Below are 24,569 nucleotides of genomic sequence, written 5' to 3' on the forward strand. Positions count from 1 at the left end.
GTGTGAACCTGTTGCGCTGGAGTACTCCTGAGCTGAGCCTGACCTTCGCCCTCGACGACGGGCCGGTGCGGCTGGTCGCCGTCCGCGACGCGGCCCGCCCCGACGATCCGGTGGCGGAGACGAGTCAGACGCTGGTCGAAGTCGCGGCTGTCGGGTCCGGGCGATCGCCGAGCAGTAACCGGCACGTCGAGACGGTGCTCGGTCAGCGGCTTCGATACGTGCGCCACGAGGACAGCGGCGACACGTTGCGCATCGTCCAAGAAGACGGCGCGTTACGCGTCACGAGCGTGTTCGAGGCGGGCGCCGGCGTCCGTGCCTGGTCGGAGGCATCGCTGACCGGGCCCGGATCGCTCGAGCTGACGTTCCTGTCCTCGCTGGCGGTCGGTCTCGCGTCGGTCGACGCCGAGTTGTACTCCGCGGCCAACAGCTGGATGGCCGAGAGCAGGTGGTCGGCCGAGACGCTGCGGCTCGGCGCGCTGGCCAACATCGTCAGCGACGGGCATCGTCACGTCGCCAGGACACGGCACGCGGTGACAAATCTCGGGTCGTGGTCCACCGGCGAGCGGCTGCCGATCGGCGTGCTCGTCGACCGCGGTACGCCGTACGCGCTCGGCTGGCAGATCGAGCACAACGGGCCGTGGCACTACGAGATCGGCGAGAGCCAGAACGGCGGCTACCTGCTGCTGAGCGGCCCGACGGATCAGGAACACCAGTGGAGCGTGCAGCTCACCGAGGACACGCCGTTCACGTCCGCACCGGTCTCACTCGTGGCCGGCACGGATCGCGACACCACGTTCGCCGCGCTCACCCGGCAGCGGCGCGCCGTCCGCCGGCGGCGCCCGGCCGACGACCGGATGCCGGTGATCTTCAACGACTACATGAACACCCTGCTCGGTGATCCGACCACCGAGAAGCTGCTGCCGCTGATCGACGCGGCCGCCGAGGCCGGCGCGGACTATTTCTGCGTCGACGCCGGCTGGTACGCCGAGGGCGACTGGTGGAACACCGTCGGCGCCTGGCAGCCCTCGGCGTCCCGGTTCCCGAACGGGCTCGCCGAAGTGATCGACCGGATCCACACGCGCGGCATGGTGCCGGGTCTGTGGCTCGAGCCCGAGGTCATCGGTGTCAGGTCCCCGATCGCCGACGAGCTGCCCGATGACGCCTTCCTCAGCCGCCGCGGCGTCCGGGTCGCCGAGTCGGGGCGCTACCTGCTCGACCTGCGCAGCCCGGCCGCCCGCAAGCACCTCGACGACACCGTCGACCGGCTGGTCGCGGAGTTCGGCGTCGGCTTCTTCAAGTTCGACAACAACACCATGACCGGCCCCGGAACCGACAAGGGCGGCACGTCGCTCGGCCACGGACTGCTCGAACACCAGCGGGCGTTGCTGGACTGGCTCGACGGACTCCACACGCGTCATCCGGACCTGCTGATCGAGAACTGCGCCTCGGGTGCGATGCGGATGGACTACGCGATGCTGTCCCGCCTGCACCTGCAGTCGACCTCGGACCAGGAAGATCCGTTGCTCTACGCACCGATCACCGCGGCCGCGCCGGCCGCCGTACTCCCCGAACAGGCCGGGCACTGGGCCTACCCGATCACCGGAACCACCCGCGAACAGTTCACGTTCGCGCTCGTCAACGGCGTCCCGGGCCGTCTGTACCTGTCCGGCCACCTCAACCGGATGACGCCGACCGAGCTCGACCTGATCCGGTCCGCTCTCGCGGCCCACCGGGACATCCTCAAGGATCTCGACACCCTGGAGCCGTCCTGGCCGCTCGGCCTTCCGAACTGGACCGACGAGTGGATCGCCTTGTCCCTCACCGGTCCGACCACGACGTACCTGACGCTGTGGCACCGCGGCCCGGGCCCGGCCACGATCAACCTCCCCCTCCGCCGCGCCACGATCACCCCCCACTTCCCCACCGACGACACCGACTGGACCTACACCTGGGCGGCCGACGACGTACTCACCGTCACCACGCAGACCCCCGAGCCCTCCGCCCGCGTCCTGCGCCTGACCACCATCACCTGACGCCGGTCCACTACTCCGGGAGGTCCGCCGCGGCACGGTCGGGCCCGAAAAGGGGTGAGCGGGAGCCGAACCAGGCGTCCAAAGCCGCGTCGTCGCCCACCGCGCCGAACGGCGCGGCGGTGCGTTCGATCATTCGGAGCAGGGCGCGCAGGCGCCTGCAGCATTCACACATCCGGTCTCCTCCCCGCCTGTTGTATCGGGCAACGAGACCTGAGCGTTTCAGAATCGGCTGGAGTAGCGGTACGCCGACGGAGAGTGTCCGGTGTGATGGCTGAAGACGCGGCTGAGGTAGAAGGCGCTGCGGTAGCCGCAGCGCTCGGCGATCGTCTGCAGGGTGTCGTCGGTCTCCACGAGGAGTTCGCGTGCCTTCTGGAGCCGGCGGTCCCGCAGGAACGCGACCGGTGTGACGCCGAGCACAGCCTTGAACCGGCGGGAGAGCTGCGCCGGGCTGATCTCCAGGATCGCCGCCAGGTCGGCGAGCGACAGGTCCGGCGAGGTGAAGTTGTCGAGGAGGTACGTCGTGGCGCGGCCGACGAGCGCGTCGTCGAGACCGTCGCGCCGGGCGCGTCGCGTCATCAGGACGAGGTCGGTGACGACGTGCGCGGCGACGACCTCCGCGGGGGCGTCGGCCTGCTCCAGCATCGCGAGGTCCGCGCGGAGCCGGTCGAGATCCGGCACGCGGGTCCGGCCGGCCGGCGGCTCCAGGTCGGTCTCGAAGCGGGCGTGGAAGAACGACGTGGGCCGCAGCATCCGGCGCCGCAGCGTCGCTCCGGGCGGGCAGACGACGATGTCGCCGAATCTCGCCTCCCCCGCAGGACGGCCGGTGATCTCGAAGGCGAAGGCCCCGGTCCGCGGCAGCAGCAGGCACCAGGTGCGGTACGTGTCGAAGGTCAGGCTGAACTCCTCGCGCTGCGCCGCGAGCAGGTGACCGTCCAGGACCAGCACGGCAAAAAAGTACATGGAGACGCTCGATCCCGCCATTTTCAGGCGTCTGAGCGACGCGCGACAGTACATGCCATGACGATGACAGCCGACATCTGTGTGTACGGAGGAACGCCCGCGGGCTGCGTCGCCGCGATGACGGCGTACGACGAGGGCGCCTCGGTGGTCCTGATCGAGCCGGGCCGCCGGCTCGGCGGCATGCTGAGCGCCGGGATCAAGCCGCGCCAGGACTGCCCGATCCCGGCGGCCGTCGGCGGGCTGACGCGTGACGCGGTCTTCGGCTTCGGCGACAACCCGCGCGACGTACTGCGCGCCTTCCACGACTGGATCGACTCGGCGGACATCACCGTCGTCTTCGAGCACCGAGTCCGCTCGGCCGAGCGTGATGGCAACCGGATCACCGCCATCCAGCTGGAGACGTCCCAGCCGGACCCGTGGGGCGTCCCGCTGCCGGCCGGCGAGTCGGTCCCGGACCTCGAGATCCGCGCGTCGATCTTCGTCGACGCGTCGTACGAAGGCGACCTGATGGCGCGTGCCGGCGTCCCGTACCGGACCGGCCGCGAGCCCCAGGACGACTTCCACGAGGACTTCGCGGGCGTCCGCCCGGTCACGAACTGGACCGCGATCGACCCGTACGTCGACGGTGAGCTGTTGCCGCTCCTCGACCAGGATCACGGCCTGCCGGTCGGCGCCGGCGACGACTACACCCAGGCGTACAACTTCCGCTTCTACGTCACCACCGACCCGGCCCGCCGCGCCGAGATCACCCCGCCCGCCGACTACTCCGCCGCCGACTACGAGCTCGTACGGCGCTATGTCGAGCACCTCGGGGACGATCTGGAGGCGCTGCGCGGGATCTTCCCGGGCTGGCTCAACTCGGGCGAGTACAACTACCAGCGCGCGTCGCTCGTCACGAACGCCCCGCTCGGTGTCAGCCGCGAGTACCAGGACGGCGACTGGGACACGCGGTCCCGGATCTGGCGCCGGCACATCGACTACCTGCGCGGGCTGCACCACTTCCTCTCGACCGATCCCTCCGTCCCCGAGGCCTTCCGAAAGGAGACAGCCGCGTACGGGCTCGACAAGAGCATCTTCCCCGACAGCGACGGCTGGCCGCCGCAGCTGTACGTGCGGGTGGCCCGACGACTCGACGGTATCTACACCCTCACCCACGCCGACGTGGTCAACCGGACCGCCCCCGAAGACAGCATCGGGCTCGCTCTGTTCGGCGTGGACGTCTATCCGGTACGGCGTATCGCACAGGGCGACCCGGAGACCGGGCAGTGGGGTGTCGCCACCGAGGGCGACATGTTCATCGGCGGCCACCTCGGCACCGGCCGCCCGTACCCGGTCCCGTACCGCGCGATCACCCCGCGACAGGCCGACTGCGGGAACCTGCTGGTCCCGGTCTGCCTGTCCGCGACGCACATCGCGTACGCCGCGACGCGCATGGAGCCCGTCTTCTGCGTCCTCGCCGAGTCCGCCGCGGTCGCCGCCGTACAGGCGCTACGCGACCGCACCGACGTACAGCGGATCGACGTACGCAAGCTGCTGACCCGGATCGCCGAACGCGGCCAGGTGACCAGCTGGGGGACGCATGCAGACGTCTGACGGGCCTGCGTTCGGGGTCAGCCGAGGTCGTCGCGGAGCTTCGGCGTGCTCCGCACCAGAGCCCGCGGCCGAGACGGCCGGCCTGCCCGCCGGTGCGCCGACTGACCTCGAGTTCGCGGACCGGTGGGCGCAGAGCTGGGTGGAAGGTCCGCCTCGGGTGATCCTGAACCGTTGACACCCGCTCGGTGCCGCAGCAAGGTGTGCGAAAGCGGTTTCGCAACCTCAAGGAGCCGGCATGAAAGGCACCCTCGCCATCGTCCTCGGAGTCCTCCTTCTCTGTTTCGGCAGCATCACCCCCGCGCACGCCGCCGTACTCACCCTCACCCCCATCACCCTCGGCAACGTCTTCACCGACGGTCAGCCGGTGAAGATCGGTCTCGCCACCGACGCCTCGTCGGTCACCTGGTCGGCCGCCGACGTGAACGGCACCGTCGTCGCGACCGGCAGCCAGGCCGCGGCCACCACGCTGCAGGTGTCCGTCACCACCCGCGGCTGGTACCAGCTGACCGTCCAGGCGGGGACGACGAGCGCGAAGACCACATTCGCGATCCTCAGTCCCCTCAGTACGTCGGCGGTCGCCGGCCTCACGACCAACCGGATCGGCGACTTCGAGAACGCTGCCGAGGGCTGGACCTTCTACCCCGGCAGCGAATTCCCCGGCGCCACCGGCAGCTTCGCTCTGAGCACCGCGGACAACCACTCGGGCACGGCTTCCGGGAAGCTGTCCGCCGACTTCAGCGCCGGCGGCGCGTACGTCAGCGTCAGCCGTCCGCTTCCCTCGGTGAACGCCACCAGCGTCAGTTTCTGGGCCAAGTCGCCGAACCTGAGCTTCCTCACCTTCCGCCTGACCGACTCGACCGGTCAGGTCCACCAGCAGCGCCTGACATTGCCGGGCGCAACTGCCTGGCAGCCGGTCGCCGTCACCCGGTTCGACGGCGGCAAGCAGTACGTGCATTTCGGCGGCGCCGACGACGGCGTCTGGCACGGCCCGGCCAAGGCCGTCGAGGTGGTGCTCGACAAGAGCGCGATCCCGGGCGCGACGAGCGGCAGCGTCACCCTCGACGACGTCACTCTCAACGCGCCGGCGGCGAAGCCGACCACGCCGCTCGGCAACTACGAGAGCGCGGCCGAAGGCTGGTCGTTCTACCCCGGCACTGAGTTCCCGGGTGCCACCGGCAGCCTCACGTACGACACCGCCGGTCCGCAGTCGGGCGCTCAGTCCGCCAAGTTGTCCGCCGACTTCTCCGGCGGCGGGAACTACGTCGCTCTCCAGCGCACGTTCGTACCGATCGACCTGCAGTCGCTCAGCCTGTGGGTCAAGACCAGCCAGGTCTCGGCGATCGGGCTCCGCCTCACCGACGCGACCGGCCAGGTCCATCAGCAGCGCCTCGCCCTGTCCGCGTCGACCGGGTGGCAGCAGCTCACCGTGACCCGGTTCGACGGCGGCACGGCGTACCTGCACTTCGGCGGCGCCGACGACGGCGTCTGGCACGGGCCGGCGAAGGCGATCACCCTGACGCTCGACAAGGCCCTGATCAGCGGCGGCGGTACGACGGCCGCACTCAACGTCGACGCCGTCGCGACGACCACATCGCCCACGCTCCAAGGAGCAGGCGCGCATTTCAACTTCAGCTGGAGCCCCGACCTCGTACCGCTGATGACCCAGGCCGGTGCCCGCGGCGGCCGTGACGAGGCCAGCTGGACCGACGCCGAGAGGACGCCTGGCAGCTACTCCTTCCCGGCGAAGGTCACCACGTACCTGCGGACATGAACGCGGCCGGGCCGTCGAACTACACGCCGGACAGCTACCTCGCGTTGCTCAAGGCCACTTACACGAAGCTGAAGGCGAACCACCCAGGTCTCACCGTGGTCGGCGGCGGCGACAACGACGTGAACCAGCAGGCCTGGTTCCAGATGTTCTGCCAGCTCGGCGGGCTCGAGTACCTCGACGTGGTCTCCATCCACCCGTACAACTTCCTGGGCGCCCCAGAGAGCCTCGGCGCGAAACTCGACCAGATCCGGGCCACGATCCGGCAGTACAACGGCGGCGTGGACAAGCCGATCTGGATCACCGAGGCCGGCTGGTACACCTCCGGCGGCCTGGCACCGGTCAGCGAACCCACACAGGCCATGTACCTGGCCCGCGAGATGCTCGACGTCCCCGGCCACGCCATCGACCGGTACTACGCGTACGACTTCAAGAACGACGGCATCGACCCGGCCAACGAGCAGAACAACTACGGGATGGTGCACCACGAGAGCGACGCGCTCGGCAAGTACACCCCCAAGCCGTCGTACGTCGCCTACGCCACCGCGGCACGCCAGCTCCGCGGCGCGACGTTCCTCGGCAAGGAGAACCCGGGCAACGGGTTGATCGACCAGGTGTACGCGGCCAACGACGGTACGCCGTTCCGCGCGATCTGGGCCGCGAGCGGCTCGAACACCACGGTGACCGTCAACGCGACGGGGCCGATCCAGGTCACCAGCCTGTACGGCTCGAGCACCACGGTGACGCCGAACGGCAACGGTCAGGTCACGGTGACGGTCGGTGTGTGGCCGACGTACGTGTCCGGATCGACAGTGACGTCGATTACTGCGCCGTAGCTGTAACACCGACCTCTTCGGCAACGATGTGGTGATTGCTGCCCAGCTCGCCGGCCCCCGGCCAGGCGAGCTGGGCCTTTTCAGCGCGAGCTCGAGTTGTTCGAGACATTCCCGAAGGGCAAGATTCCATGAAACTGCAGCGCCTTGCGCTCGCACTGGCCGGCGCCGGGCTGATCGCCTCGGCCGCCGCCTCTGCTCCGGCCGCCGCCACCGGTCAGGCTGACCCGAAGCCGCGCTTCTTCAGCAAGTCCGGTCTGGCCAAGACCATGTCGTCCTCGGCCACCAGCGAGGCGTGCGGCACCTCGGTCGGCGTGCCCACCGCCGCGGGCACCATGCAGGAGATCGACGTGACGGCCGGCAAGCCGCCGACGTCCTTCTCCTGGGACTCGTTCAAGTACGTGGGTAGCCGCGCCGACGCGACGTGGTACGCGGCGTTCAACTCCACGGGCACGCAGTTCTACTTCTACGGCCTGCTGTTGCAGGGCGGGAACCTGTACCGGCACACGACGTACCTGCCGGCGGATGAGACCAAGCCGTGGGTGCCCACGTTCAAGAAGGTCGGACCGGGCTGGACCACGTTCAAGTCCATCGCCACGTCGAACTACAGCGTCGCCGCGCCGCGGCACGCGTACCTGTACGGCCTGAACACCAACGGCAGCCTGTACCGGTACCAGATGGTCGGCACCAGCTTCCGGGGCCTCGGCCCGATCCCGGGCTTCCGCGGCTTCAAGGCGATGACCGTGCTCAGCGAGACCGCGACGTACGACACGCTGCTGATGACGACCACGGCCGGCGCGCTGTGGACCGCGCACATCCCGGTCGCGGCGGGCGCCAAGCCGGTCATGAAGCTGATCCGCTCCAGCGGCTTCGCGGCGTACGAGTCGATCGTCGTCGAGGGCTGCGGCACCCGCGGCGGCTCGCTCGTCACCGGCGTGGACCACGACACCCAGTCCGGCTACCTGTACGCGATGAGCAAGGCCAACGGCTCCGCGACCGCGCTCACGTCCTACGGCAAGATCCCGGGCGTCTTCAACGGCGTCAGCCACGTCCTGCTCACCACGCACTACGACCAGCTGGTCGGCGAGTAATCTCTCGAAACACCCGAAAAGGGGCGCCGCGCAACCGCGCGGCGCCCCTTTTGCCGGTCAGGCGGACTTGTGCCGCGCGCCGCCTTCGAGGTGGATCGTCTCGCCGGAGACGAAGCCGGCGCGGAGCAGCCACATCACCACGTCGGCCACGTCGTCGATCTCGCCGTGCCGGCCGACGAGGGTCCCGGCCGCGCTCTTGCCGAGGAGGCCGGCTTTCGCGTCGGCGAGCCGGTCCCAGGCGCCGGAGTCGATCACGCCGGGCGAGATCGCGTTGACCCGCACCGGGGCGAGGTCCGCGGCGAGGTGGCGGGCGAGGTACTCGACCGCGCCGTTCGTCACGCCCTTGACCAGCGAGCCCGGCCCCGGCCGCCACGCGACGACGCCGGAGAACAGCACGATCGACCCGGCGGGCCGCAGCACCGGCGCGAAGTGCTTGGCGACCAGCATCGGCCCGATCACCTTCGCGGTGACCGCCTCGACCAGCTTGGCGTGATCCAGCTCGGCCGCGCGGACGTCGTGCGGCGCCGAACCGGTGGTCACGATGTGGTCGACCCCGTCCGCGAGCCCGTCGGCCGCCGCCGCGATCGACGCCTCGTCCTGCAGGTCGATTCGTACAGCGGTCCCGCCGATCTCGTCCGCGACCACCCCCGCCGCCGCCAGGTCGCGCGCCCCGACCACGACCTCGTACCCGTCCTTCGCCGCCCGCCGCGCGACCGCCGCCCCGAGCGCGCGGGCGCCGCCGATCACCAGGATCCGCTCCATGTTCGTCACTCCCTCTCGTAGGATCGGGTGCAACGGTATGGATTTGATACCGGTATCTTCAACGGAACTGGAGTCCCACATGGGCAAGGCGTACAACGTGATGGCGGCGACCTGCCCGAGCCGCACCGTGCTGCACCGGATCGGCGCCCGGTGGACCGTGTTCGTCGTGAACGCCCTCGCCGACGGACCGCGCCGCTTCACCGAACTGAAGGCCCATATCCAGGGCATCACCCCGAAGGTCCTGACCGAGACGCTGCGCTCGCTCGAGGCCGATGGGCTGATCAGCCGGGACGAGTTCGACGAGAACCCGCCGCACGTCCAGTACGAGCTGACTCCGCTGGGGCGGTCCCTCCTCGTCCCGCTCCGCGCCGTACGGCTCTGGGCCGAGCAACACGTCCCCGACATCGAGGCCGCCCGCGCCCGGCACGGCTCATGACGGCACACTGACACGAGCGCAGCACGAGTGGGTACCGGGTGGGCGAGGTGATTGCGATGTACGACGTGTTGGTGCTGGTCGAGGAAGAGATCAGTGTGGCCGATGCCAAGGAACTGGTGGAGCTGTACGCCGGTAGAGCGGACGCGGTGCAGTTCCACGTGCTGGTTCCGTGTGAGAACGCGAGAGCGCAGGTCGAGGCGTCACTGACCGGGCTCGCCGGGTCGGACCTGTTCGGGATGCCCAGTCAGCGGTACGCGTTCCGGCCGGACGAGGACGTGCGGAGGGCGGCGGACGACGCGCAGCGAGCGGTCGACGCCGAGGCGGCCGCGGCACTCGAGCGCAGCGTCGGGCGGCTGCGCTCCTTCGACCGGGAGGCGGACGGCCTGATCACGCATCGGCACCCGGTCGACGAGCTCATCGACTACATTCCGCGCGTGCACGGGCAGGAGGTCGTCGTCCTCACCCGCCCGCACGTCATCGCCGAACTCCTGCACGTCGACTGGTCGGCCCAGGCCCGCCGCCACCTCGGCGTACCGGTCCTGCACCTGCTCGAACAGCAGCCTACGGAGTGACCATGATCTGCGCGGCGTTCGCCTTCAGCGAGGCGTTCGCCCAGCGCAGCTGACGCAGGGTCTGCGGATGGCAGGTCTTGGCCAGTTCCAGGAGCTCGTCGTCCTTGAGCGCCTGGGCGGTCTGGGCGAGGATCTCCCAATCGAGCGAGACGCCGGCGGCCTGGCGGTGGATCTCGCGCAGATCCCTCAGCAGCAGGAGCGCCGCGTCGTGCTGCCCGCCGAGGAACTCCGCGCCCAGGTGGCGTGCGGCCGCCAGCAGACCGGCCTCCTCGTGCGGCTCCGCGTCCAGCCCGACGCCGTAGTTCTCCCCGTGTTTCGCCAGCGCGCGGACGTGGTCCTGGGACCAGCGGGCGAGGTCCCGGCCGAGGTAGAAGATGTCGTGGTCCGCCTTGTGCCGGCTGGAGGCGCGCAGCAGCTCCGCCGCCAGATCGTTCTCGGCACGATGCAGCTCGCGAAGCGCCAGGCCTACCTTGTTCGTCATCGGCTGCCTTCCTCCGCGGCCAGGTGCTCCACCACCGCAGCGTCGTCACCGCCGCGGGTCGGCGGCACCCGGCCGCCGACCGGCTTGGACGCCGTCGTGGTCGGCGCCGGGGCCGGTGTGTCACCGACGGCGATCCGTTCGGCCCGGGCCGCCGCGCATTTGAACAACGGTTGCTTCGAGCACGGATCCCAGTCGGTGACCGTCAGCTCGTTCGCCGCCCGCCCGGACTGTCCCTGCGCCGCGTCCCAGTACCCGTAGTGGAACGGCAGGAACAACGTCCCCTGCCGGATACCGCTGATCCGCAGCTTCGCCTCCACCCGCCCCCGCGGCGTGGAGATCCGCAGCAGATCGCCCTCACTCCAGCCGTGCAGATCGGCGTCGTACGCCGACAGCTCGACCCAGACGTCCGGCGCCGCGTCCTGCAGCTGCCGAACCCGTCCCGTCTTGGTCCGGGTGTGGAAGTGGTACAGCGTCCGTCCGGTGGTCAGCAGGTACGGGTACTCCGGCGTCGTCGGCTCGTGCGCAGGCAGGTACTCCGCGGCCTTCAACACGGCCTTCCCGGACGGGTTCATCGCCTTGTACTCGACCGGATCCAGCGGCGCGCCCGTCAGCAGGTCCTTGCCGTAGCTTTCGCAGTACGACGGGGAGCTCCAGAACTCGCCGTCCACGTAGATGCGCTCGGTCCCGTCCGGATGCTCGTCGTTGCACGGCCACTGGATCCCGCTCCCGCCCCGCAGCTTCGCGTAGCTCAGCCCGCTGTAGTCGCACGGACGTCCCGCGCTGCACGCCTTCCACGCCTCGAACGCGCCCTCGGCGTCCGACCACTTCACCAGCGGCTGCCCGTCCTTGTCCTTCAGCTCGAGCCGCCGCGCGTAGTCGATGAAGATGTCGAGGTCGGCACGCGCCGTCCCCGGCGGCTCCACCGCCTGCTCCGACAGGTGCACCGTCCGGTCGGCGTTCGTGAACGTCCCCGTCTTCTCGCCCCAGGTCGCGGCCGGCAACACCACGTCGGCCAGCTGCGCGGTCTCGGACAGGAAGATGTCCTGGACGACTAGGAAGAGGCGTTCCTGGGTGAGAATGTCGCGGATCCGGCGCAGCTCGGGCAACGACACCGCGGGATTCGTCCCGCTGACGTAGAGGAACCGGATCGAGCCGTCCTCGACGTACCGCAGCATCTGCATCAGATGCGTCGGCTCGGAGTAGTGCGGGATCTGCTGCGGCTCGACGTTCCAGACTTTCGCCAGGTCGGCCACCTGTTTGTCGTTCGCCCAGTTCCGGAAGCCCGGCAGGTCGCCGTCCGCGCCGCACTCCCTGGTGTTCTCGGCCGTCGGCTGCCCGTTCATCTGCAGGATCCCGCAGCCCGGGCGGCCGAGCATCCCGCGGATCAGGTTCACGTTGTTGACCTGGACGGCGGCCGTGGTCGCCTGGTGGGACTGGTAGAACCCTTGCAGCACGGTCGACAGCAGCCGCTCCGCCGTCCCGAGCAGGCGTGCCGCGTCCCGGATGTCGCCGGGCGCGACGTCGCAGATCGCGGCGGCCCACTCCGGGTCGCAGTCCGCGACCTGCTTCTCGAGCTCGTCGTACCCGACGGTGTGCCGGTCGACGTACTCACGGTCGATCCAGTCGTTGGCGATGATCTCGTGCAGGAGCGCGTTCATCAGCGCCACGTTCGTCCCGGGTCGCGGCGCCAGGTGGATCGTCGCGGCGGCGGCCACCGGCGTACGGCGCGGGTCCACACAGAGCACCCGCGGCGGGTTCGGGCCGGCGAGCCGGTCGAGGATCCGGGTCCACAACACCGTCTGGGTCTCGGCCATGTTGTGCCCGTAGAGCGCGATGACGTCGGCGTGATCGACATCGGTGTACGAGCCGGGCTGACCGTCGCACGCGAACGACTCCTTCAGCGCGGCCGCCGCGGTCGCCGTACACAGCCTGGTGTTGCCGTCCAAGTGGTTCGTGCCGATGCCGCCGTGGCCGATCAGCGCGAGGGTGTAGTACTCCTCCAGGAACAGCTGGCCCGTGGTGTAGAAGCCGATCGAACTCGGGCCGCGCTCGGCGAGCAACTCCTTCGTGCGCCCGGCGACCGCGGTCATCGCGGTGTCCCAGTCGGTCCCCACGAGCTGTCCGTCGCGCCGGATCAACGGCGTCCTCAGTCGATCGGGTGCATTGTTGGCCTGGTAGCCGAAGAGGTCCTTCGGACCCAGCCGACCGTGGTTCACGCGGTCGACGGCGCGGCCGCGGACGCCGACGATCCGGCCGTCCTTCACCGCGATGTCCAGCCCGTCGCCGTTCGAGTGCAGGATCGTTGCCGACTGCACCCACTCGTCGACGTCCGCCGGGCCCAGCCCGTCGTCCAGGCGCAGATCGACCCGCTGCGGCCAGTCCTCCCCCGGCCCGTACGGCGTCCGGGTCCCCCAGGGTTCCGCGATCCGGTCGATCCTTCCCATCTGGGGCCGGTGCCCGGCCCGACGGGCGGCAAACCGTGGGGCGAGTCCGAGATTCGCCCGGCGCTCTTCGGGTACCCGGAGGGAGTCCTGGCCGCGGTACAACCATGCGCCGCACTTCGCCGGGACGGACACGGACAGGGCACCCGCAATGGCAACGAGTAGTCCAGTCACCGTTTCGTCGCGTCGCTCCGAAGCCCGTCGGCTCGAGCAACTGCTGCGCGCCGCACACGCCGCGCGCGGACGACGACGCGCAGAGCTCCTCGACGAGGCCATCGTCGCCGGCCTCCCGCTGGCCCGGACGCTGGCCCGCCGGTTCCGCGGCCGCGGCGTGGACAACGACGATCTCGAGCAGGTCGCCGTCGAGCACCTGATCAGGGCCGTCCGCAACTATCGGCCGACCGACGACTCCGACTTCCGGTCGTACGCCCTGCCGACGATCCGGGGCGGGATCCGGCACCACTTCCGGGACAACGCGTGGGCGATCAGACTCCCACGCCGCCTGCAGGAGATCCAGGCCCGGGTGAACAGCGTCCAGACCGCGCTGGCGGTCGACCTCGGGCACTGGCCGACGTACGCCGAGCTCGCGGAGGCGACCGGCGTCGACGTCACCGAACTCCGCGCGGCCGAGCAGGCGCGGGGCTGTTTCCAGCCGACCTCACTGGACGCCGAGCGGGCTTCGGAGGGCAGCTGGAACCTCGGCGGGCAGCTCGCCGACCCGCGCAACACCTACGAACTGGTCGACCAGGTCCATTCGCTGTGGCCGGTGGTCAACGAACTGCCCGAGCGCGATCGGCTGATCCTGCGCAGGCGTTTCGTCGACCACCTGACCCAGGCGGAGATCGGCGCCGAGATCGGCATCAGCCAGATGCAGGTCTCCCGGCGCCTGCAGACCATCATGGGCCGCCTCCAGTTGGCGCTGTCGGCCTAGCGGCCGACCGCCTTGGCGAGCTCGGATTTGCTCATCGAGGAACGGCCCTTGATGTTCTTCTGCTTGGCCTCGTTGTAGAGCTGTTCCTTCGTGCGGCCCTTCGACCCGCTGTGCGACCGCAGGCCGCCGCGGCGCCCGGACGAGATGTCGTGGGTCGACGACCGGCTCTTCTCCTTCGCCTCACCGGCGCGGGCCCGTTCCTTGTTCACGGTGCGCGCCGCGATCTCCTCGGCGACGTCCTCGCTCCGGCCGCGCTCCTTCAGCCCCGCCTTGATGTGCTCGTACTGCCGTTCCCGCTTGCGATTCGATCCTGCCGGCATGTTCGTCACGCTCCTTCCGCCCGTCCGGTACCCGGAGCTCCGCCGGGCAAGCGGGCATGGAGTGCCGACGGGCGGGCACCGGTGCGTCACCACGTCGGCTCGCAAGGAGGCAGACATGAGTACCGTTCCCGCCCCGCAGGGCCCGGTTCCGCCGGTGGTGCCGCTTCCCGATCCGGACCGCCCCGCCAGCGACGATCCCGACCTGGACCCGCACCCCGAACCCGAGCCCGACCCCGACGAGAACCCGGACGAACAACTCCCCCGCGATTCCTGACCCGAGGCTCAGCGCAGCGGTACGTCGGTGACGACCGCGTAGTGGTCGGACGGCGGGCGGCCGTGGTCCTCGTCGAAGCCGGTGAGGTGGGTTCTGCGGGCGGTCAGGCCGTCGTTGGCGAGGATGTAGTCGATGCGGTGGTCCTCGAGCCATTCCCCGTGCCCGAGGTACGGGTTGCGGGAGCTGTACGTCGCACCGTCGTACCCGTTCGGCTTCCAGCAGTCGTCGAGCACAGCCAGCAACGGCTTGAGCTCGGGTCGGTCGGGCGGCGCGTTCAGGTCTCCGGCCACGATCACTTCATCACCGCCCGCGCTGAGCTCGGACACCAACGCGGCCAGCGCCTCGGCCTGTGCCAGACGCTCCCGTTCGTGGTTCTCCTCCCAGTCCAGGCAGCTCGTGACGAAGTGCAGGCTCTGCGCGCCCAGGCGGATCTCCGCCCGCAACGCGACGGTGCCCTCCGACAAGTTGTGCTGCTCGACCTCCCGCAACGGGAAGCGACTCAGGATGCCCAGTCCGAGATGGACGTCAGGGTCCGGGTCCGGCGGCATCCGGGACGGCGCGAAGGCCGGCGACATGCCCAGCTCGAAGCCCAGCTGGTGGGTCTGAGAACGACCGTCGGCACGCCAGGTTTCCTGCAGTGCAACGAAATCCGGTCGTTGCGTCCGTACCGTCTCCGCGATCGCCCGCTGGCGGCGCAACCATCGGTCGCCGAACCGTCCCCAGACGTTCCACGTCATGAACCTCACGACTGTCTCACCCTTTCGTCCTCCCGCTCCGGTACCCGCGGATCCGGCCGCCACGCAGCGGTTTGCGCAGCCGTGCCGCCCGGGAACCGGGTGGGAGTAGAACCTTGGGAGGGGCTATGACTGTCGGTGGCGTTGACACCTATTACGACTACGACGAGCACCAGTGGAAGTTCCGTCGGCTCGGGGGCGGGCCGGTACGCCGGCACCCGGTCTGCCCGGTGCCGCACCGGGAGCTGGAGACCGACAAGCGGCAGGCGGCCGGCCCGCGGGTCTCGCCCGAGTCCGGCGACGGCTGACACCCCCAGGCGGCCGGCCTCGCGCAAATGCTGGGAGCGTGCGGGGGGTGTGTGCTCAACCGGCGTGCGAAGTCGACCGCCCTCGCAGTCAGTCTCCCACCCTGCGGACACCTCGAACGGAACCGCCCGAAACCGTCCGCATACCGGTGCCTGTCTAGGTTTGCCATCGGCTCAGCGGAACAGCTGACCCCGCAACGGCGAGTACTCGTCGTAGCCGCGCACGTCGCCGGCGGAGTCGGCGCTCGGTCAGGCTTCTGATCGCTTCTCGGCCAGGAGTTTCAGGCGGTTCAGGGTCTCTGTGTTCCGCGGGTGCAGCGCCAGGTTCGCGACGGCCGTCGGCAGCAGCGAGATCGGTCCGCTGGTCGCCTGCTCGGTCATCACGACCCGACAGCCCGTCGGGGTCTCGGTGGCGCGGAACTCGACCTCACCGCGACCCGCCGGCCACACCCGGACCTGCAGTTTCAGCCGCCGCGACGGCTCGTACTCCAAGGCCGTCGTCGTGTCGTCGATCACCAGCGGCCAGGCGCCCACCGAGTGGTGGATCCGCCCACCGGCTTCGGGCCACGGTGCATCGACGTCCCGGATCCGGGACGCGCCGACCACCCACGCGGCGTACGACCATCCGTCGGTCAGGATCGCGAACACGTCGTCGACGCTCGCGTCGATCAAGCACTCGTTCTCACTCACGCTGCACCCGGTACCCCGTCCGACACGTCGCCACGCTGTGCAACCAGGAGTGAGAGGCCCTGCCGGAGGGAACCTGAGCGCCATGAAAATCGGCGTACTGGACATCGGATCGACCACCGCGCAACTCCAGGTGACGGAGGCGGTACCGGGCGCGCCCCCGCTCCCCACCCATGCCTTCAAGCAGCGCATCCTGCTCGGCGAGGCGCTGCAGCCGGACGGCACCATCGCGGAGGACGGTATCGACAGGGTGATCGACGGTGTCCGGACGGCGGCGACCGTCGCCCGTGACCTTCAGGTCGACCGGCTCTACGCGTTCGCCACCTCCGCGATCCGCGACGCCACGAACGCCGGCGACATCGCGGCCCGGCTCAGCACGGAGACCGGCATCCACCCGCGGTTCCTGAGCGGCGAGGACGAAGCGCGGTTGACCTACCTGGCGGTTCGCCGGTGGTACGGCTGGTCGGCGGGACGGCTGCTGGTGCTGGACATCGGCGGCGGCTCGATGGAGATCGCCCTCGGCCGCGACGCCCAGCCCGACGTCGCGGTCTCGCTGCCGCTGGGCGCCGGCCGCCTCACCCGGACGTTCCTGCCGGACGACCCGCCGAGCGCCGACCAGCTCCACGAGCTGCGCCACCACGTACGCACCACCCTGCGCCAGGTCTCCGACCGCTTGCTGTGGGAGGGCGATCCGAAGCAGGTCATCGGCAGTTCGAAGACCTTCAAGCAGTTGGCCCGGCTGGCCGGTGCTCCGCCGCAGCGGCGCGGGCCGTTCGTGCGCCGTTCGCTGGCCCGTAAGGACGTACGCCGCTGGCTGCCGCGGCTGGCGGCCATGTCCAGCGCGGACCGAGCCGATCTGCGCGGCATCTCGCAGTACCGCGCCCGGCAAAGCCTGGCAGGCGCCCTGGTCGCGAACGCGACGATGAGCACCCTCGACATCGAGAACCTCGTGGTCTCACCCTGGGCGCTGCGCGAAGGCATCCTGCTGCACCACCTCGAGACCGTCACGGACCAGGAGCATCCCTCGACGGTCGAGTCCCTGCAGCCCGCGACCGCCCTCGCCCCGGTCCCCGCCGTGGTGACCACCATCAATCGCTGACGCCAGACAGGGCCTAACCGCGGCGGTCCTGGTCGAGGACCTTGTTCACCGCGCGTTCCAGCTTGACCCGGATCTCCTCGTCGGAGAGGTCGTCGCCGACGCGGTCCACGGTGCCGGCGATCGTACGGCCGTGTTCGTACTGCTCGACGACGCGTGGATCGACGTACGACGCTCGCGCCACGGCCGGTGTGTTGCCGAGGTGCTCGGACACTTCCTCGAGCATGTCCTTCACCGCCGCGTTCAGCGCCTTCTTCGTCGCGGGCGGGTCGGCCTCGGCCAGATCGACCGCGGCGTGCACGGTCGCGGTCCAGGTCCGCAGGTCCTTCACGGTGAAGTCCTCGCCGACCAGTTCACGGAACCGGTCGTTGATCATCCCGGCGTCGATCTCGTGGTACTCGCCGTCCTCGCGATAGACCAGCAGCCGCTTCGCACCGTGCCGGGCGCGTTTCAGCGATCGCACCGCCGCGACCAGGTTGTCGTCGTCGAGCTCGAGCGTCCGCCGCTGCCCGCCCTTCGCGCGGAAGTCGAACACCAGCTTCCCGCGGCTGACCTTGACGTCGTCGCGCAGCAGCGTCGCCGCGCCCCGGCTGCCGTACTCCTCGGCGTACTCGGTGTTGCCCGTCCGGAAAACGCCGTAGTCGAGCATGCGCAACGCGACCGCCAGCACCCGCTGCCGCTGCAGGCCCTTCGCGCCGAGATCCTTGTCCACAGACTCACGAAAGGCCGGCAGCTTGCGCGCCAACTGCCGGACCCTGTCGTGTTTGTCCGCGTCCTGTGCCGTCCGCCAGTCGTCGTGGTAGAGGTACTGCCGCCGCCCGGCCTCGTCGGTCCCGACGGCCTGGATGTGCCCGTTCGGAAAAGGGCAGATCCACACGTCCTCCCAGGCCGGCGGGATCGCCAGCGTCCGGATCCGTTCCACCACGTCGGTGTCGTCGATGACGTTGCCGTCCTCGTCCAGATAACTGAACCCCCGCCCCCGCCGCCGCCGACTGAACCCCGCTCCGTCCGGACGACTACGCCGCAACCGCACGATCAATCCTGGGCCGGCTCTTGCAGGGTGGCGCCGCCCCGGCGGTCATCGTGGACGCGTAGCCAGCGGTAGCCGCGGCCCGTGAGTCGGACTGTCGTGCCGGAGGCGGGCTCGTACTCACCGTCGGCGAGCAGATCGGAGCGTGCGGCGTACGGGATGTCGACCTGGAGATCGTCGGGCGACAGGTTCGCGAGCATCAGGACCGGGTCGCCGGGGCGGTGGTGCACGACCCCGAAAACCGAGCGTTGCCGCAGCGACAGTGCTTCGCAGCGGTCCGACGGGCAGTCGCCGAGGTCTCGCCGGGTGCGGGCCAGCTGGGCCACCTTGCTCAGCTGCGAGTCGGGCCGGAGTTCCTGGTCGGCGACGTTGACCCGGGAGTACCCGTACGGCCCGCGGTGGACGGCCGCGGGACGGACCGTGTCGGGTGGCGCCTTGCTGAAGCCACCGTTCGGGTCCGCCGACCATTGCATCGGCGTCCGCACCGCCGCCCGGTCCGGTAGGGAGAGGTCCTCGCCCATCCCGATCTCCTCGCCGTACCGGATGACCGGTGCCCCCGGCAACGACTGGACGATCGCGTGCGCCAGCACGGTCCGGCGGACGTCGCCGAGCATCGGAGCGAGCCGGCGGCGGATCCCGCGCCCGAACACGCGCATCTCCGCGGCCGGCGCGAACGCGGCCATCACCTCGTCGCGCTCGGACGGCGACAGCCGGTCCAGGTCCAGCTCGTCGTGGTTCCGCAGCCAGTTGACGTACGTGCACCCGTCCGGCGGCTTCGGTTGCGCGCGCAACGCGCGGACCAGCGGCTCGGCGTCGCCGCGGGCGAGCGCGAGGAACAGCAGGTTGTTCGTCCAGAAGTCGAGTACGGCGTGCAGGCGGCTCGCGTCGCCGAAGTAGTCGTCGTACTCCTCCGGCGGGGCGTCCACCTCACCCATCAGCGGCGCACCACCGGCCGCGTCGGCGAGCTCGGTCAGGAACCAGTAGCCGTCGTCACGCTCGTCGGTCAACGCCGCCTGGCGGACCATGTACGGCACCGCATCGACCCGGAACCCGTCGACACCGCGATCCAGCCAGAAACGGATGATCCGGGCGATCTCTTCGCGCACAGCCGGGCGGCCGACGTCCAGATCGGCCTGGTGCCGGTAGAACGCGTGCCGGTAGTACATCCCGGCATGCTCGTCGTACGCCCAGATCGAATCCTCGACACCCGCAAAGACAGGCTCCAGGACGACGGGATCGTCGCGCGGCTCCGCTGCCCACACGTAGTAGTCGCGGTACGGCGAATTGGGGTCGTCCCGCGCCGCCCGGAACCACGGGTGCCGCACCGAGGTGTGCTGCATGACCAGCTCGACAAGCACCCGCAGATCGAGCTCGTGACACCGCTCGACGAGCTGCTCGAAGTCCGCCATGGTGCCGAACCGCGAGGAAACGCCGCAGTGATCCACGATGTCGTACCCGGCATCGAGGTACGGCGACACGTAGAACGGCTGCACCCAGATCGTGTCCGCCCCGACGGCCCGCACATGGTCGAGTTTCCGGACGATCCCCTCGAGATCACCCACGCCGTCCCCGTCGGCGTCGAAGAACGTCGCCGGATCCAGCTGATAGATCACCCGCCCGTCGAGTCGCATACCCCGCCGGTACCCGTCCACCACCCCCTGAACGCCCCGGTCACGCGTTCAGCAAGACCTCACCATGCGCCTCCATCCCGACGGCATCGATGACGACGGTGCCGTCCGGCGGTATCCCGGCGTACTCGACCGTCTGCCCACCCGGCACCTGCCACACCTGGCCGGCTCGAAACGGACGCGTAGTGATCGCGAGAGCGGGCACTGGTTGTTCATGGCGCATATTTCGCAGGAACGAAGGGCGCCCCGTTCGGCTCGGGCGCCGCAACTCAGATATGTACGTATGGTGGAGTGTGACGCCGACCGCCTCTGGAGCCTCATCACCCGGCCGGAGCTACTCAGCGGCTGGCTCGGGCAGACGGTGCTGAGCGACACCCAGCACGGCGGCTTCACGATCGCGACGGGCGCGCATGTCCAGCACACCGGAATCGTGACGACGTGCGCGCCGCCGCACTACCTCCAGGCGGCCTTCAACAATCCGCCGCACCATCCGAGCACGGTGCTCGTGGACGTCGTGCCGGCCGGCGGGTACAGCCACCTGATCCTGACCCACGGCGGCATCCACCGGGGCATGCTGCACAGCTACGACGTCCTGTGGACCGAGGCCCTCGACCGCCTGAAACAGGTGGCCGAGGGCTGACGGCTCACGACTTGCCTGGCAGGAACTCCTGCACCTTAGACTTGAACCCTTCCTTGATGACGGCGCCCCGGTCGCTGTCGCCGCGGACGATCGACTCCAGGGCCTTCTCCATCTGGTCCCAGGTGGCGTGCGGCGGGATCGGCGGCACCGCGGGGTCGGTCCGGAACTCGACCACGCACGGCCGGTCCGACCGTAACGCCTCGTCCCAGGCGGGGCCGACCTCCTCGGGCTTCTCGGCCGTGATCCCGTGCAGGCCGAGCAGCTTCGCGTACCCGGCGTACGGGAACTCCGGCAACTCCTGGGACGGCAGGAACTGCGGCGATCCGCCCATTGCCCGCAGCTCCCAGGTCACCTGATTGAGGTCGTTGTTGTGCAGTACGGCGACCACGAGCCGCGGATCGGCCCATTCCTGCCAGTACTTCGCGATCGTGATCAGCTCGTTCAGCCCGTTCATCTGCATCGCGCCGTCGCCGACCAGCGCGTAGCACGGCCGGTCCGGCAGTCCGAACTTCGCGCCGATCACGTACGGCACGCCGGGTCCCATGGTCGCGAGCGTCCCGGACAGCGATCCGCGCATCGTCCCGCGGATCTTGATGTGCCGCGCGTACCAGTTCGCTGCCGACCCCGAGTCGGCCGCCAGGATCGCGTCGGAGGGCAGCCGTGCCGACAGCTCGTGGAACACCAGCTCCGGGTTGATCGGATCCGCCGACGTGTGCGCGCGCCGCTCCATCACCTCCCACCAGCGCGTGACGTTGCTCTCGATCCCCGACCGCCAGGACCGGTCCTCCTTGCGCCGTACCAGCGGGATCAGCGCCCGCAGCGTCCGGGCCGCGTCCCCGACCAGGTTCACCTCGAACGGGTACCGCATCCCGATCATCGTCGGATCGAGATCGATCTGGATCGCCCGCGCCTTCCCGAACTCCGGCAGGAACTGGCTGTACGGGAAGTTCGACCCGATCACCAGCAACGTGTCGCAGTCCGTCATCAGCTCGTACGACGGCCGCGTACCGAGCAGCCCGATCGAACCGGTCACCCAGGGCAGCTCGTCGGACAGAACATCCTTGCCCAGCAGGGCTTTCGCGACACCGGCCCCGGCCAGCTCCGCGAGCTCCGTCACCTCCGCGGCCGCGCCGCGCGCGCCCTGGCCGACCAGGATCGCCACCCGGTCGCCCGCGTTCAGGATCTCCGCCGCCCGGTCGAGCTGCTCCGGATCCGGGACGGATGCCGACCAGCTCAGGTCCATGCTCGACGGAACCATCTTGAACGCGTGCGACGGCGCCGTGTACTCGAGCTCCTGCAAGTCCGACGGGATGATCAGCGCGGTCACCGTACGGCGCGCCGTCGCGATCCGGATCGCCCGGTCGAGGACGTTCGGCAACTGCTCGGCGACCATCACGGTCTCGCAGTACTCGGCCGCGACGTCCTTGAACAGCGTGTGCAGGTCGACCTCCTGCTGGTAGCTGCCGCCCATCGCGCTGCGTGCCGTCTGGCCCACGATCGCCACCACAGGGACGTGGTCGAGCTTCGCGTCGTACAACCCGTTCAGCAGGTGGATCGCGCCCGGGCCGCTGGTCGCCGTACACACGCCCACCCGGCCGGTGAACTTGGCGTATCCGACCGCCTCGAACGCGGCCATCTCCTCGTGCCGGGCCTGGATGAACCGCGGTTGGTCCTCCGCCTTCTGCCACGCCGAGAGCAGCCCGTTGATGCCGTCCCCGGCGTACCCGAAGACCTGCTCGACACCCCAGTCCCGCAGTCGCTGGAGTACGTAGTCGCCCACTGTCGTGCTCATGTCACTCCTCCTGACGGCACGTCCGCATCCGCCCGCCGGTACCCGGGCCACTTGCGGGCAAACGGCTTTCAGCTCAGGAGGAGTGACCGTGCGTCATGCTCGGTGATCGTGAGTTCGTCGCGGCTGAGGACGGCCAAGGACGCCAGGTGGTCGGTGCGGGTAGCGAGGTCGTGCAGCTGGATGGTGGCGGTGATCTGGTCGCGGCCGGTCCAGGCGACGACGCGGGGAGGTTCGGCCGGGGCGGTCACGGTGATGAGGTTGAGGGGTTGCCGCAGGCCGTCCTCGGTCGCCTTGACGACGGCTTCCTTGCGCGTCCAGTACCTGATGAAATCCGCAGCCGACCGCACCTGACGCTCCTCGGACGGCGTGAGCACCAGCGGGGCCACAGCCGCCTCGACGGCGCGGACCTGCTCGACGTCCAGTCCGAGGGGCGCCACGGTGCCCACGGCAACCCCGATGAGATCGCCCGAGTGCGAGACCGACACCTGCCGACCGGGCCACGGCCCCGCCACCCGAACCTTGCCGTGCGGCCGTCCACAGTCAGGACACGTCCGGTCGAGCTGGATCTCGTCCGGGCGACAACCCATGTCGGCCGCCAGGACCGACCGCGTGACGGCCACACCGATCTGGAAGCGGAGCCGATCGTCCGACAGCCGGTACTCGGCGGCGCGCGTCCGCTCCTCACCGGCGAGCAGGCGAGCCGTTGCCGCGTCGAGCGCGTCGTCCACCTGCGACAGCCGCACCCACCACACGCGGACGGTCGCCGTACTCATGCGCCTCACTGTAGCGAGGCCAGGTGCCGGTGCCGGGCTCCTGCAGATCCCTCGTCATCCGCCGCTCTTGCCGAACACCTCGAGCTCCCACAGCGAGTAGCCGTACGACGTGCCGCGGGCGGTCCCGTACACGCGCAGGTACCGGCCCTGGCCGGCCAGGTTCGCCCACTCGTCCGTGCCGCCGTTCCCCGCGGTCTCGGTGGCCAGCCTCGTCCAGGTGGAACCGTCGGCGGAGATCTCGACCCGGTAGGCCTTCGCGTACGCCGCCTCCCAGCTGAGCCGCACCTTCGACACCGTGGCACCGGCACCGAGGTCGACTCGGATCCACTGCGGATCGGATCCCTCGGCGCTAGCCCACCGGGTGGACGTGTTGCCGTCCACGGCACGGCCCGCGGTCAGGGTCGAGTCCTCGACGGACGACGCCGTCGCCGGCCGGCTCTTCGAGATCAGCGTGTCGGTCGGCTCCGGATCGGTGCCGGGGTCGGGATCGGAGTCGATCCGGAACGGCTCACCGTACACCGCCCAGCTCAGCGGCGTGTTCAGGTCGAGGTTGCCGTTGTCGAGGAAGACCCGCTGCGCCGTGTCGACCCGGCTGGTGTCCTCGTGCGCGGCCTCCTTCTTCATCTCCACGACGCGGGCGTCGAGGAACGCGTTCAGGTACTCGACCTCGCCGCCGCCGTCGGCCGGGGTGTCGGCATGCGCCCTGGCGTCGGCGCGGATGCTCTGCAGGCCTTCCTCGCCGTGCATGACGATCGCGTCGTAGTAGGCGAACTGGCCGAGGGTCCGCAGCCCGTCGCCCTTCGCCTGCGCGACCGCCGGGTCGAAGTAGACCCGGTCGCGCTCGTGTTCCTGCGCGGCCTGGAACTGCGGCGTCGCGGCCGCCTCCTTCCAGGCGCCGGTGAAGCCGGGATCGAGGCCCTCGTGCGAGTCGCTGCCGTCGACCTCCCGGAGCGCGGGCAGATACTCGGCGAGCGGGTTGTCCGGAACCTGATCGGTGTAGTACTCGACGAGCTCGAGCATGTCGTGCGTTCCCGAGCAGAAGCCGATGATGCCGGCCGTGTAACCGCGGCCGTCGTCGATGTCCTCGATGTAGCCGAACTGGTCCCGCCAGTTCAGCGACGAGTTCTCCGCCGAGGACACGATCTGCTGGGCGATCTCCTTCTTCACCGGGTCGTCCAGATCCGCCGCCTCGGCCGCGTGACCGGCACCGAGGAACACGGTGGCCGGCACGGCGGCCAGTATCAGTGCCGCGGACCATCTCGAGAACCACTTCACCGCGCGTTGACGCATGCTCTTCTCCTTCTTCCGGGTGGGCTGAGCCCAGTCAGGGAGGTGCGCTCAAACTGTTAGGAAAGTTTCCTAATCGTGCATTGATAGCGCGCCGACCAG

General features: G+C 69.8%; 25 protein-coding genes. 12 read left to right on the forward strand and 13 right to left on the reverse strand.

The window, feature by feature from the left end:
- Positions 1-2: 2 nt before the first annotated feature.
- Positions 3-2,033: a glycoside hydrolase family 36 protein gene (locus tag ACWEOO_RS02940; RefSeq protein WP_452141510.1), complete on the forward strand. Its 2,031-nt coding sequence runs from the start codon at positions 3-5 to the stop codon at positions 2,031-2,033.
- 10 nt (positions 2,034-2,043) lie between these two features.
- Here ACWEOO_RS02940 and ACWEOO_RS02945 read toward each other — a convergent pair whose 3' ends face one another.
- Positions 2,044-2,166: a hypothetical protein gene (locus ACWEOO_RS02945; protein ID WP_359938864.1), complete on the reverse strand. Its 123-nt coding sequence runs from the start codon at positions 2,164-2,166 to the stop codon at positions 2,044-2,046.
- A gap of 86 nt (positions 2,167-2,252) precedes the next feature.
- Positions 2,253-2,993: a helix-turn-helix transcriptional regulator gene (locus ACWEOO_RS02950; protein ID WP_452141511.1), complete on the reverse strand. Its 741-nt coding sequence runs from the start codon at positions 2,991-2,993 to the stop codon at positions 2,253-2,255.
- A gap of 57 nt (positions 2,994-3,050) precedes the next feature.
- On the opposite strand from ACWEOO_RS02950, the gene ACWEOO_RS02955 reads away from it, so the two are divergent.
- The 4 genes from ACWEOO_RS02955 (at position 3,051) to ACWEOO_RS02970 (ending at position 8,278) form a co-directional block, all read left to right on the forward strand.
- On the forward strand, positions 3,051-4,586 hold the full coding sequence (locus tag ACWEOO_RS02955; RefSeq protein WP_452141512.1) for an FAD-dependent oxidoreductase: 1,536 nt from the start codon (positions 3,051-3,053) through the stop codon (positions 4,584-4,586).
- 235 nt (positions 4,587-4,821) lie between these two features.
- Complete coding sequence (locus ACWEOO_RS02960) at positions 4,822-6,357, forward strand: hypothetical protein (protein WP_452141513.1); 1,536 nt, start codon at positions 4,822-4,824, stop codon at positions 6,355-6,357.
- Positions 6,354-7,190 carry a glycosyl hydrolase gene (locus ACWEOO_RS02965; protein WP_452141514.1) on the forward strand — a complete coding sequence of 279 codons (837 nt, stop codon included), beginning with the start codon at positions 6,354-6,356 and terminating at the stop codon, positions 7,188-7,190. The genes ACWEOO_RS02960 and ACWEOO_RS02965 overlap by 4 nt, the downstream gene beginning before the upstream one ends.
- Positions 7,191-7,318: 128 nt before the next feature.
- Entirely contained in the window at positions 7,319-8,278 is a 960-nt protein-coding gene (locus ACWEOO_RS02970) for a hypothetical protein (protein ID WP_359938850.1), read from the forward strand.
- Between the two features lie 57 nt (positions 8,279-8,335).
- Here ACWEOO_RS02970 and ACWEOO_RS02975 read toward each other — a convergent pair whose 3' ends face one another.
- Positions 8,336-9,040, reverse strand: a complete 705-nt coding sequence (locus ACWEOO_RS02975) for an SDR family oxidoreductase (protein ID WP_452141515.1) — start codon at positions 9,038-9,040, stop codon at positions 8,336-8,338.
- 79 nt (positions 9,041-9,119) lie between these two features.
- Between ACWEOO_RS02975 and ACWEOO_RS02980 the strand changes: the two genes are divergently transcribed.
- Together ACWEOO_RS02980 and ACWEOO_RS02985 are read left to right on the forward strand one after the other, a co-directional pair.
- The gene (locus ACWEOO_RS02980; protein WP_452141516.1) at positions 9,120-9,476 is read left to right on the forward strand and encodes a winged helix-turn-helix transcriptional regulator; all 357 of its coding nucleotides are present in this window, start codon (positions 9,120-9,122) and stop codon (positions 9,474-9,476) included.
- Positions 9,477-9,532: 56 nt separating this feature from the next.
- The gene (locus ACWEOO_RS02985; protein WP_452141517.1) at positions 9,533-10,048 is read left to right on the forward strand and encodes a hypothetical protein; all 516 of its coding nucleotides are present in this window, start codon (positions 9,533-9,535) and stop codon (positions 10,046-10,048) included.
- Here ACWEOO_RS02985 and ACWEOO_RS02990 read toward each other — a convergent pair.
- Together ACWEOO_RS02990 and ACWEOO_RS02995 are read right to left on the reverse strand one after the other, a co-directional pair.
- A complete protein-coding gene (locus ACWEOO_RS02990; RefSeq protein ID WP_452141518.1) occupies positions 10,038-10,529 on the reverse strand; it encodes a hypothetical protein in 492 nt (163 codons plus the stop codon). The genes ACWEOO_RS02985 and ACWEOO_RS02990 overlap by 11 nt on opposite strands.
- The gene (locus ACWEOO_RS02995; protein ID WP_452141519.1) at positions 10,526-12,973 is read right to left on the reverse strand and encodes a molybdopterin oxidoreductase family protein; all 2,448 of its coding nucleotides are present in this window, start codon (positions 12,971-12,973) and stop codon (positions 10,526-10,528) included. Before ACWEOO_RS02995 ends, ACWEOO_RS02990 begins: the two co-directional genes overlap by 4 nt.
- Positions 12,974-13,121: 148 nt before the next feature.
- On the opposite strand from ACWEOO_RS02995, the gene ACWEOO_RS03000 reads away from it, so the two are divergent.
- Complete coding sequence (locus tag ACWEOO_RS03000) at positions 13,122-13,901, forward strand: sigma-70 family RNA polymerase sigma factor (RefSeq protein WP_452141520.1); 780 nt, start codon at positions 13,122-13,124, stop codon at positions 13,899-13,901.
- Here ACWEOO_RS03000 and ACWEOO_RS03005 read toward each other — a convergent pair.
- Positions 13,898-14,221, reverse strand: a complete 324-nt coding sequence (locus ACWEOO_RS03005; RefSeq protein WP_452141521.1) for a plasmid stabilization protein — start codon at positions 14,219-14,221, stop codon at positions 13,898-13,900. The two genes, ACWEOO_RS03000 and ACWEOO_RS03005, sit on opposite strands and share 4 nt — an antisense overlap.
- 115 nt (positions 14,222-14,336) lie before the next feature.
- Here ACWEOO_RS03005 and ACWEOO_RS03010 point away from each other — a divergent pair, with 115 nt between their 5' ends.
- Positions 14,337-14,495 carry a hypothetical protein gene (locus ACWEOO_RS03010; RefSeq protein WP_452141522.1) on the forward strand — a complete coding sequence of 53 codons (159 nt, stop codon included), beginning with the start codon at positions 14,337-14,339 and terminating at the stop codon, positions 14,493-14,495.
- A gap of 8 nt (positions 14,496-14,503) precedes the next feature.
- Here the strand turns inward: ACWEOO_RS03010 and ACWEOO_RS03015 are convergent, their stop codons facing one another.
- Complete coding sequence (locus ACWEOO_RS03015; RefSeq protein ID WP_452141706.1) at positions 14,504-15,232, reverse strand: endonuclease/exonuclease/phosphatase family protein; 729 nt, start codon at positions 15,230-15,232, stop codon at positions 14,504-14,506.
- A gap of 125 nt (positions 15,233-15,357) precedes the next feature.
- Here ACWEOO_RS03015 and ACWEOO_RS03020 point away from each other — a divergent pair, with 125 nt between their 5' ends.
- The gene (locus tag ACWEOO_RS03020) at positions 15,358-15,537 is read left to right on the forward strand and encodes a hypothetical protein (protein WP_452141523.1); all 180 of its coding nucleotides are present in this window, start codon (positions 15,358-15,360) and stop codon (positions 15,535-15,537) included.
- A gap of 246 nt (positions 15,538-15,783) precedes the next feature.
- Here the strand turns inward: ACWEOO_RS03020 and ACWEOO_RS03025 are convergent, their stop codons facing one another.
- Complete coding sequence (locus tag ACWEOO_RS03025) at positions 15,784-16,224, reverse strand: SRPBCC family protein (RefSeq protein WP_359938825.1); 441 nt, start codon at positions 16,222-16,224, stop codon at positions 15,784-15,786.
- Positions 16,225-16,306: 82 nt separating this feature from the next.
- Between ACWEOO_RS03025 and ACWEOO_RS03030 the strand changes: the two genes are divergently transcribed.
- A complete protein-coding gene (locus tag ACWEOO_RS03030) occupies positions 16,307-17,320 on the forward strand; it encodes a Ppx/GppA phosphatase family protein (protein WP_452141524.1) in 1,014 nt (337 codons plus the stop codon).
- A gap of 13 nt (positions 17,321-17,333) precedes the next feature.
- Here ACWEOO_RS03030 and ACWEOO_RS03035 read toward each other — a convergent pair whose 3' ends face one another.
- Together ACWEOO_RS03035 and ACWEOO_RS03040 are read right to left on the reverse strand one after the other, a co-directional pair.
- Positions 17,334-18,350: a DNA topoisomerase IB gene (locus ACWEOO_RS03035; RefSeq protein ID WP_452141525.1), complete on the reverse strand. Its 1,017-nt coding sequence runs from the start codon at positions 18,348-18,350 to the stop codon at positions 17,334-17,336.
- A 2-nt stretch (positions 18,351-18,352) separates the two neighbouring features.
- The gene (locus ACWEOO_RS03040; RefSeq protein WP_452141526.1) at positions 18,353-19,978 is read right to left on the reverse strand and encodes an alpha-amylase family protein; all 1,626 of its coding nucleotides are present in this window, start codon (positions 19,976-19,978) and stop codon (positions 18,353-18,355) included.
- 280 nt (positions 19,979-20,258) lie between these two features.
- Between ACWEOO_RS03040 and ACWEOO_RS03045 the strand changes: the two genes are divergently transcribed.
- Positions 20,259-20,615 carry an SRPBCC family protein gene (locus ACWEOO_RS03045; protein ID WP_359938807.1) on the forward strand — a complete coding sequence of 119 codons (357 nt, stop codon included), beginning with the start codon at positions 20,259-20,261 and terminating at the stop codon, positions 20,613-20,615.
- A gap of 4 nt (positions 20,616-20,619) precedes the next feature.
- Here the strand turns inward: ACWEOO_RS03045 and ACWEOO_RS03050 are convergent, their stop codons facing one another.
- From ACWEOO_RS03050 to ACWEOO_RS03060, 3 genes are all read right to left on the reverse strand, one after another.
- Positions 20,620-22,407 carry a thiamine pyrophosphate-requiring protein gene (locus ACWEOO_RS03050; protein ID WP_452141527.1) on the reverse strand — a complete coding sequence of 596 codons (1,788 nt, stop codon included), beginning with the start codon at positions 22,405-22,407 and terminating at the stop codon, positions 20,620-20,622.
- 68 nt (positions 22,408-22,475) lie between these two features.
- Complete coding sequence (locus ACWEOO_RS03055) at positions 22,476-23,180, reverse strand: 4'-phosphopantetheinyl transferase family protein (RefSeq protein WP_452141528.1); 705 nt, start codon at positions 23,178-23,180, stop codon at positions 22,476-22,478.
- 54 nt (positions 23,181-23,234) lie between these two features.
- Positions 23,235-24,470 carry a chitosanase gene (locus ACWEOO_RS03060; protein ID WP_452141529.1) on the reverse strand — a complete coding sequence of 412 codons (1,236 nt, stop codon included), beginning with the start codon at positions 24,468-24,470 and terminating at the stop codon, positions 23,235-23,237.
- Between the last annotated feature and the right edge of the window lie 99 nt (positions 24,471-24,569).

It is taken from the genome of Kribbella sp. NPDC004138, from assembly GCF_053603655.1.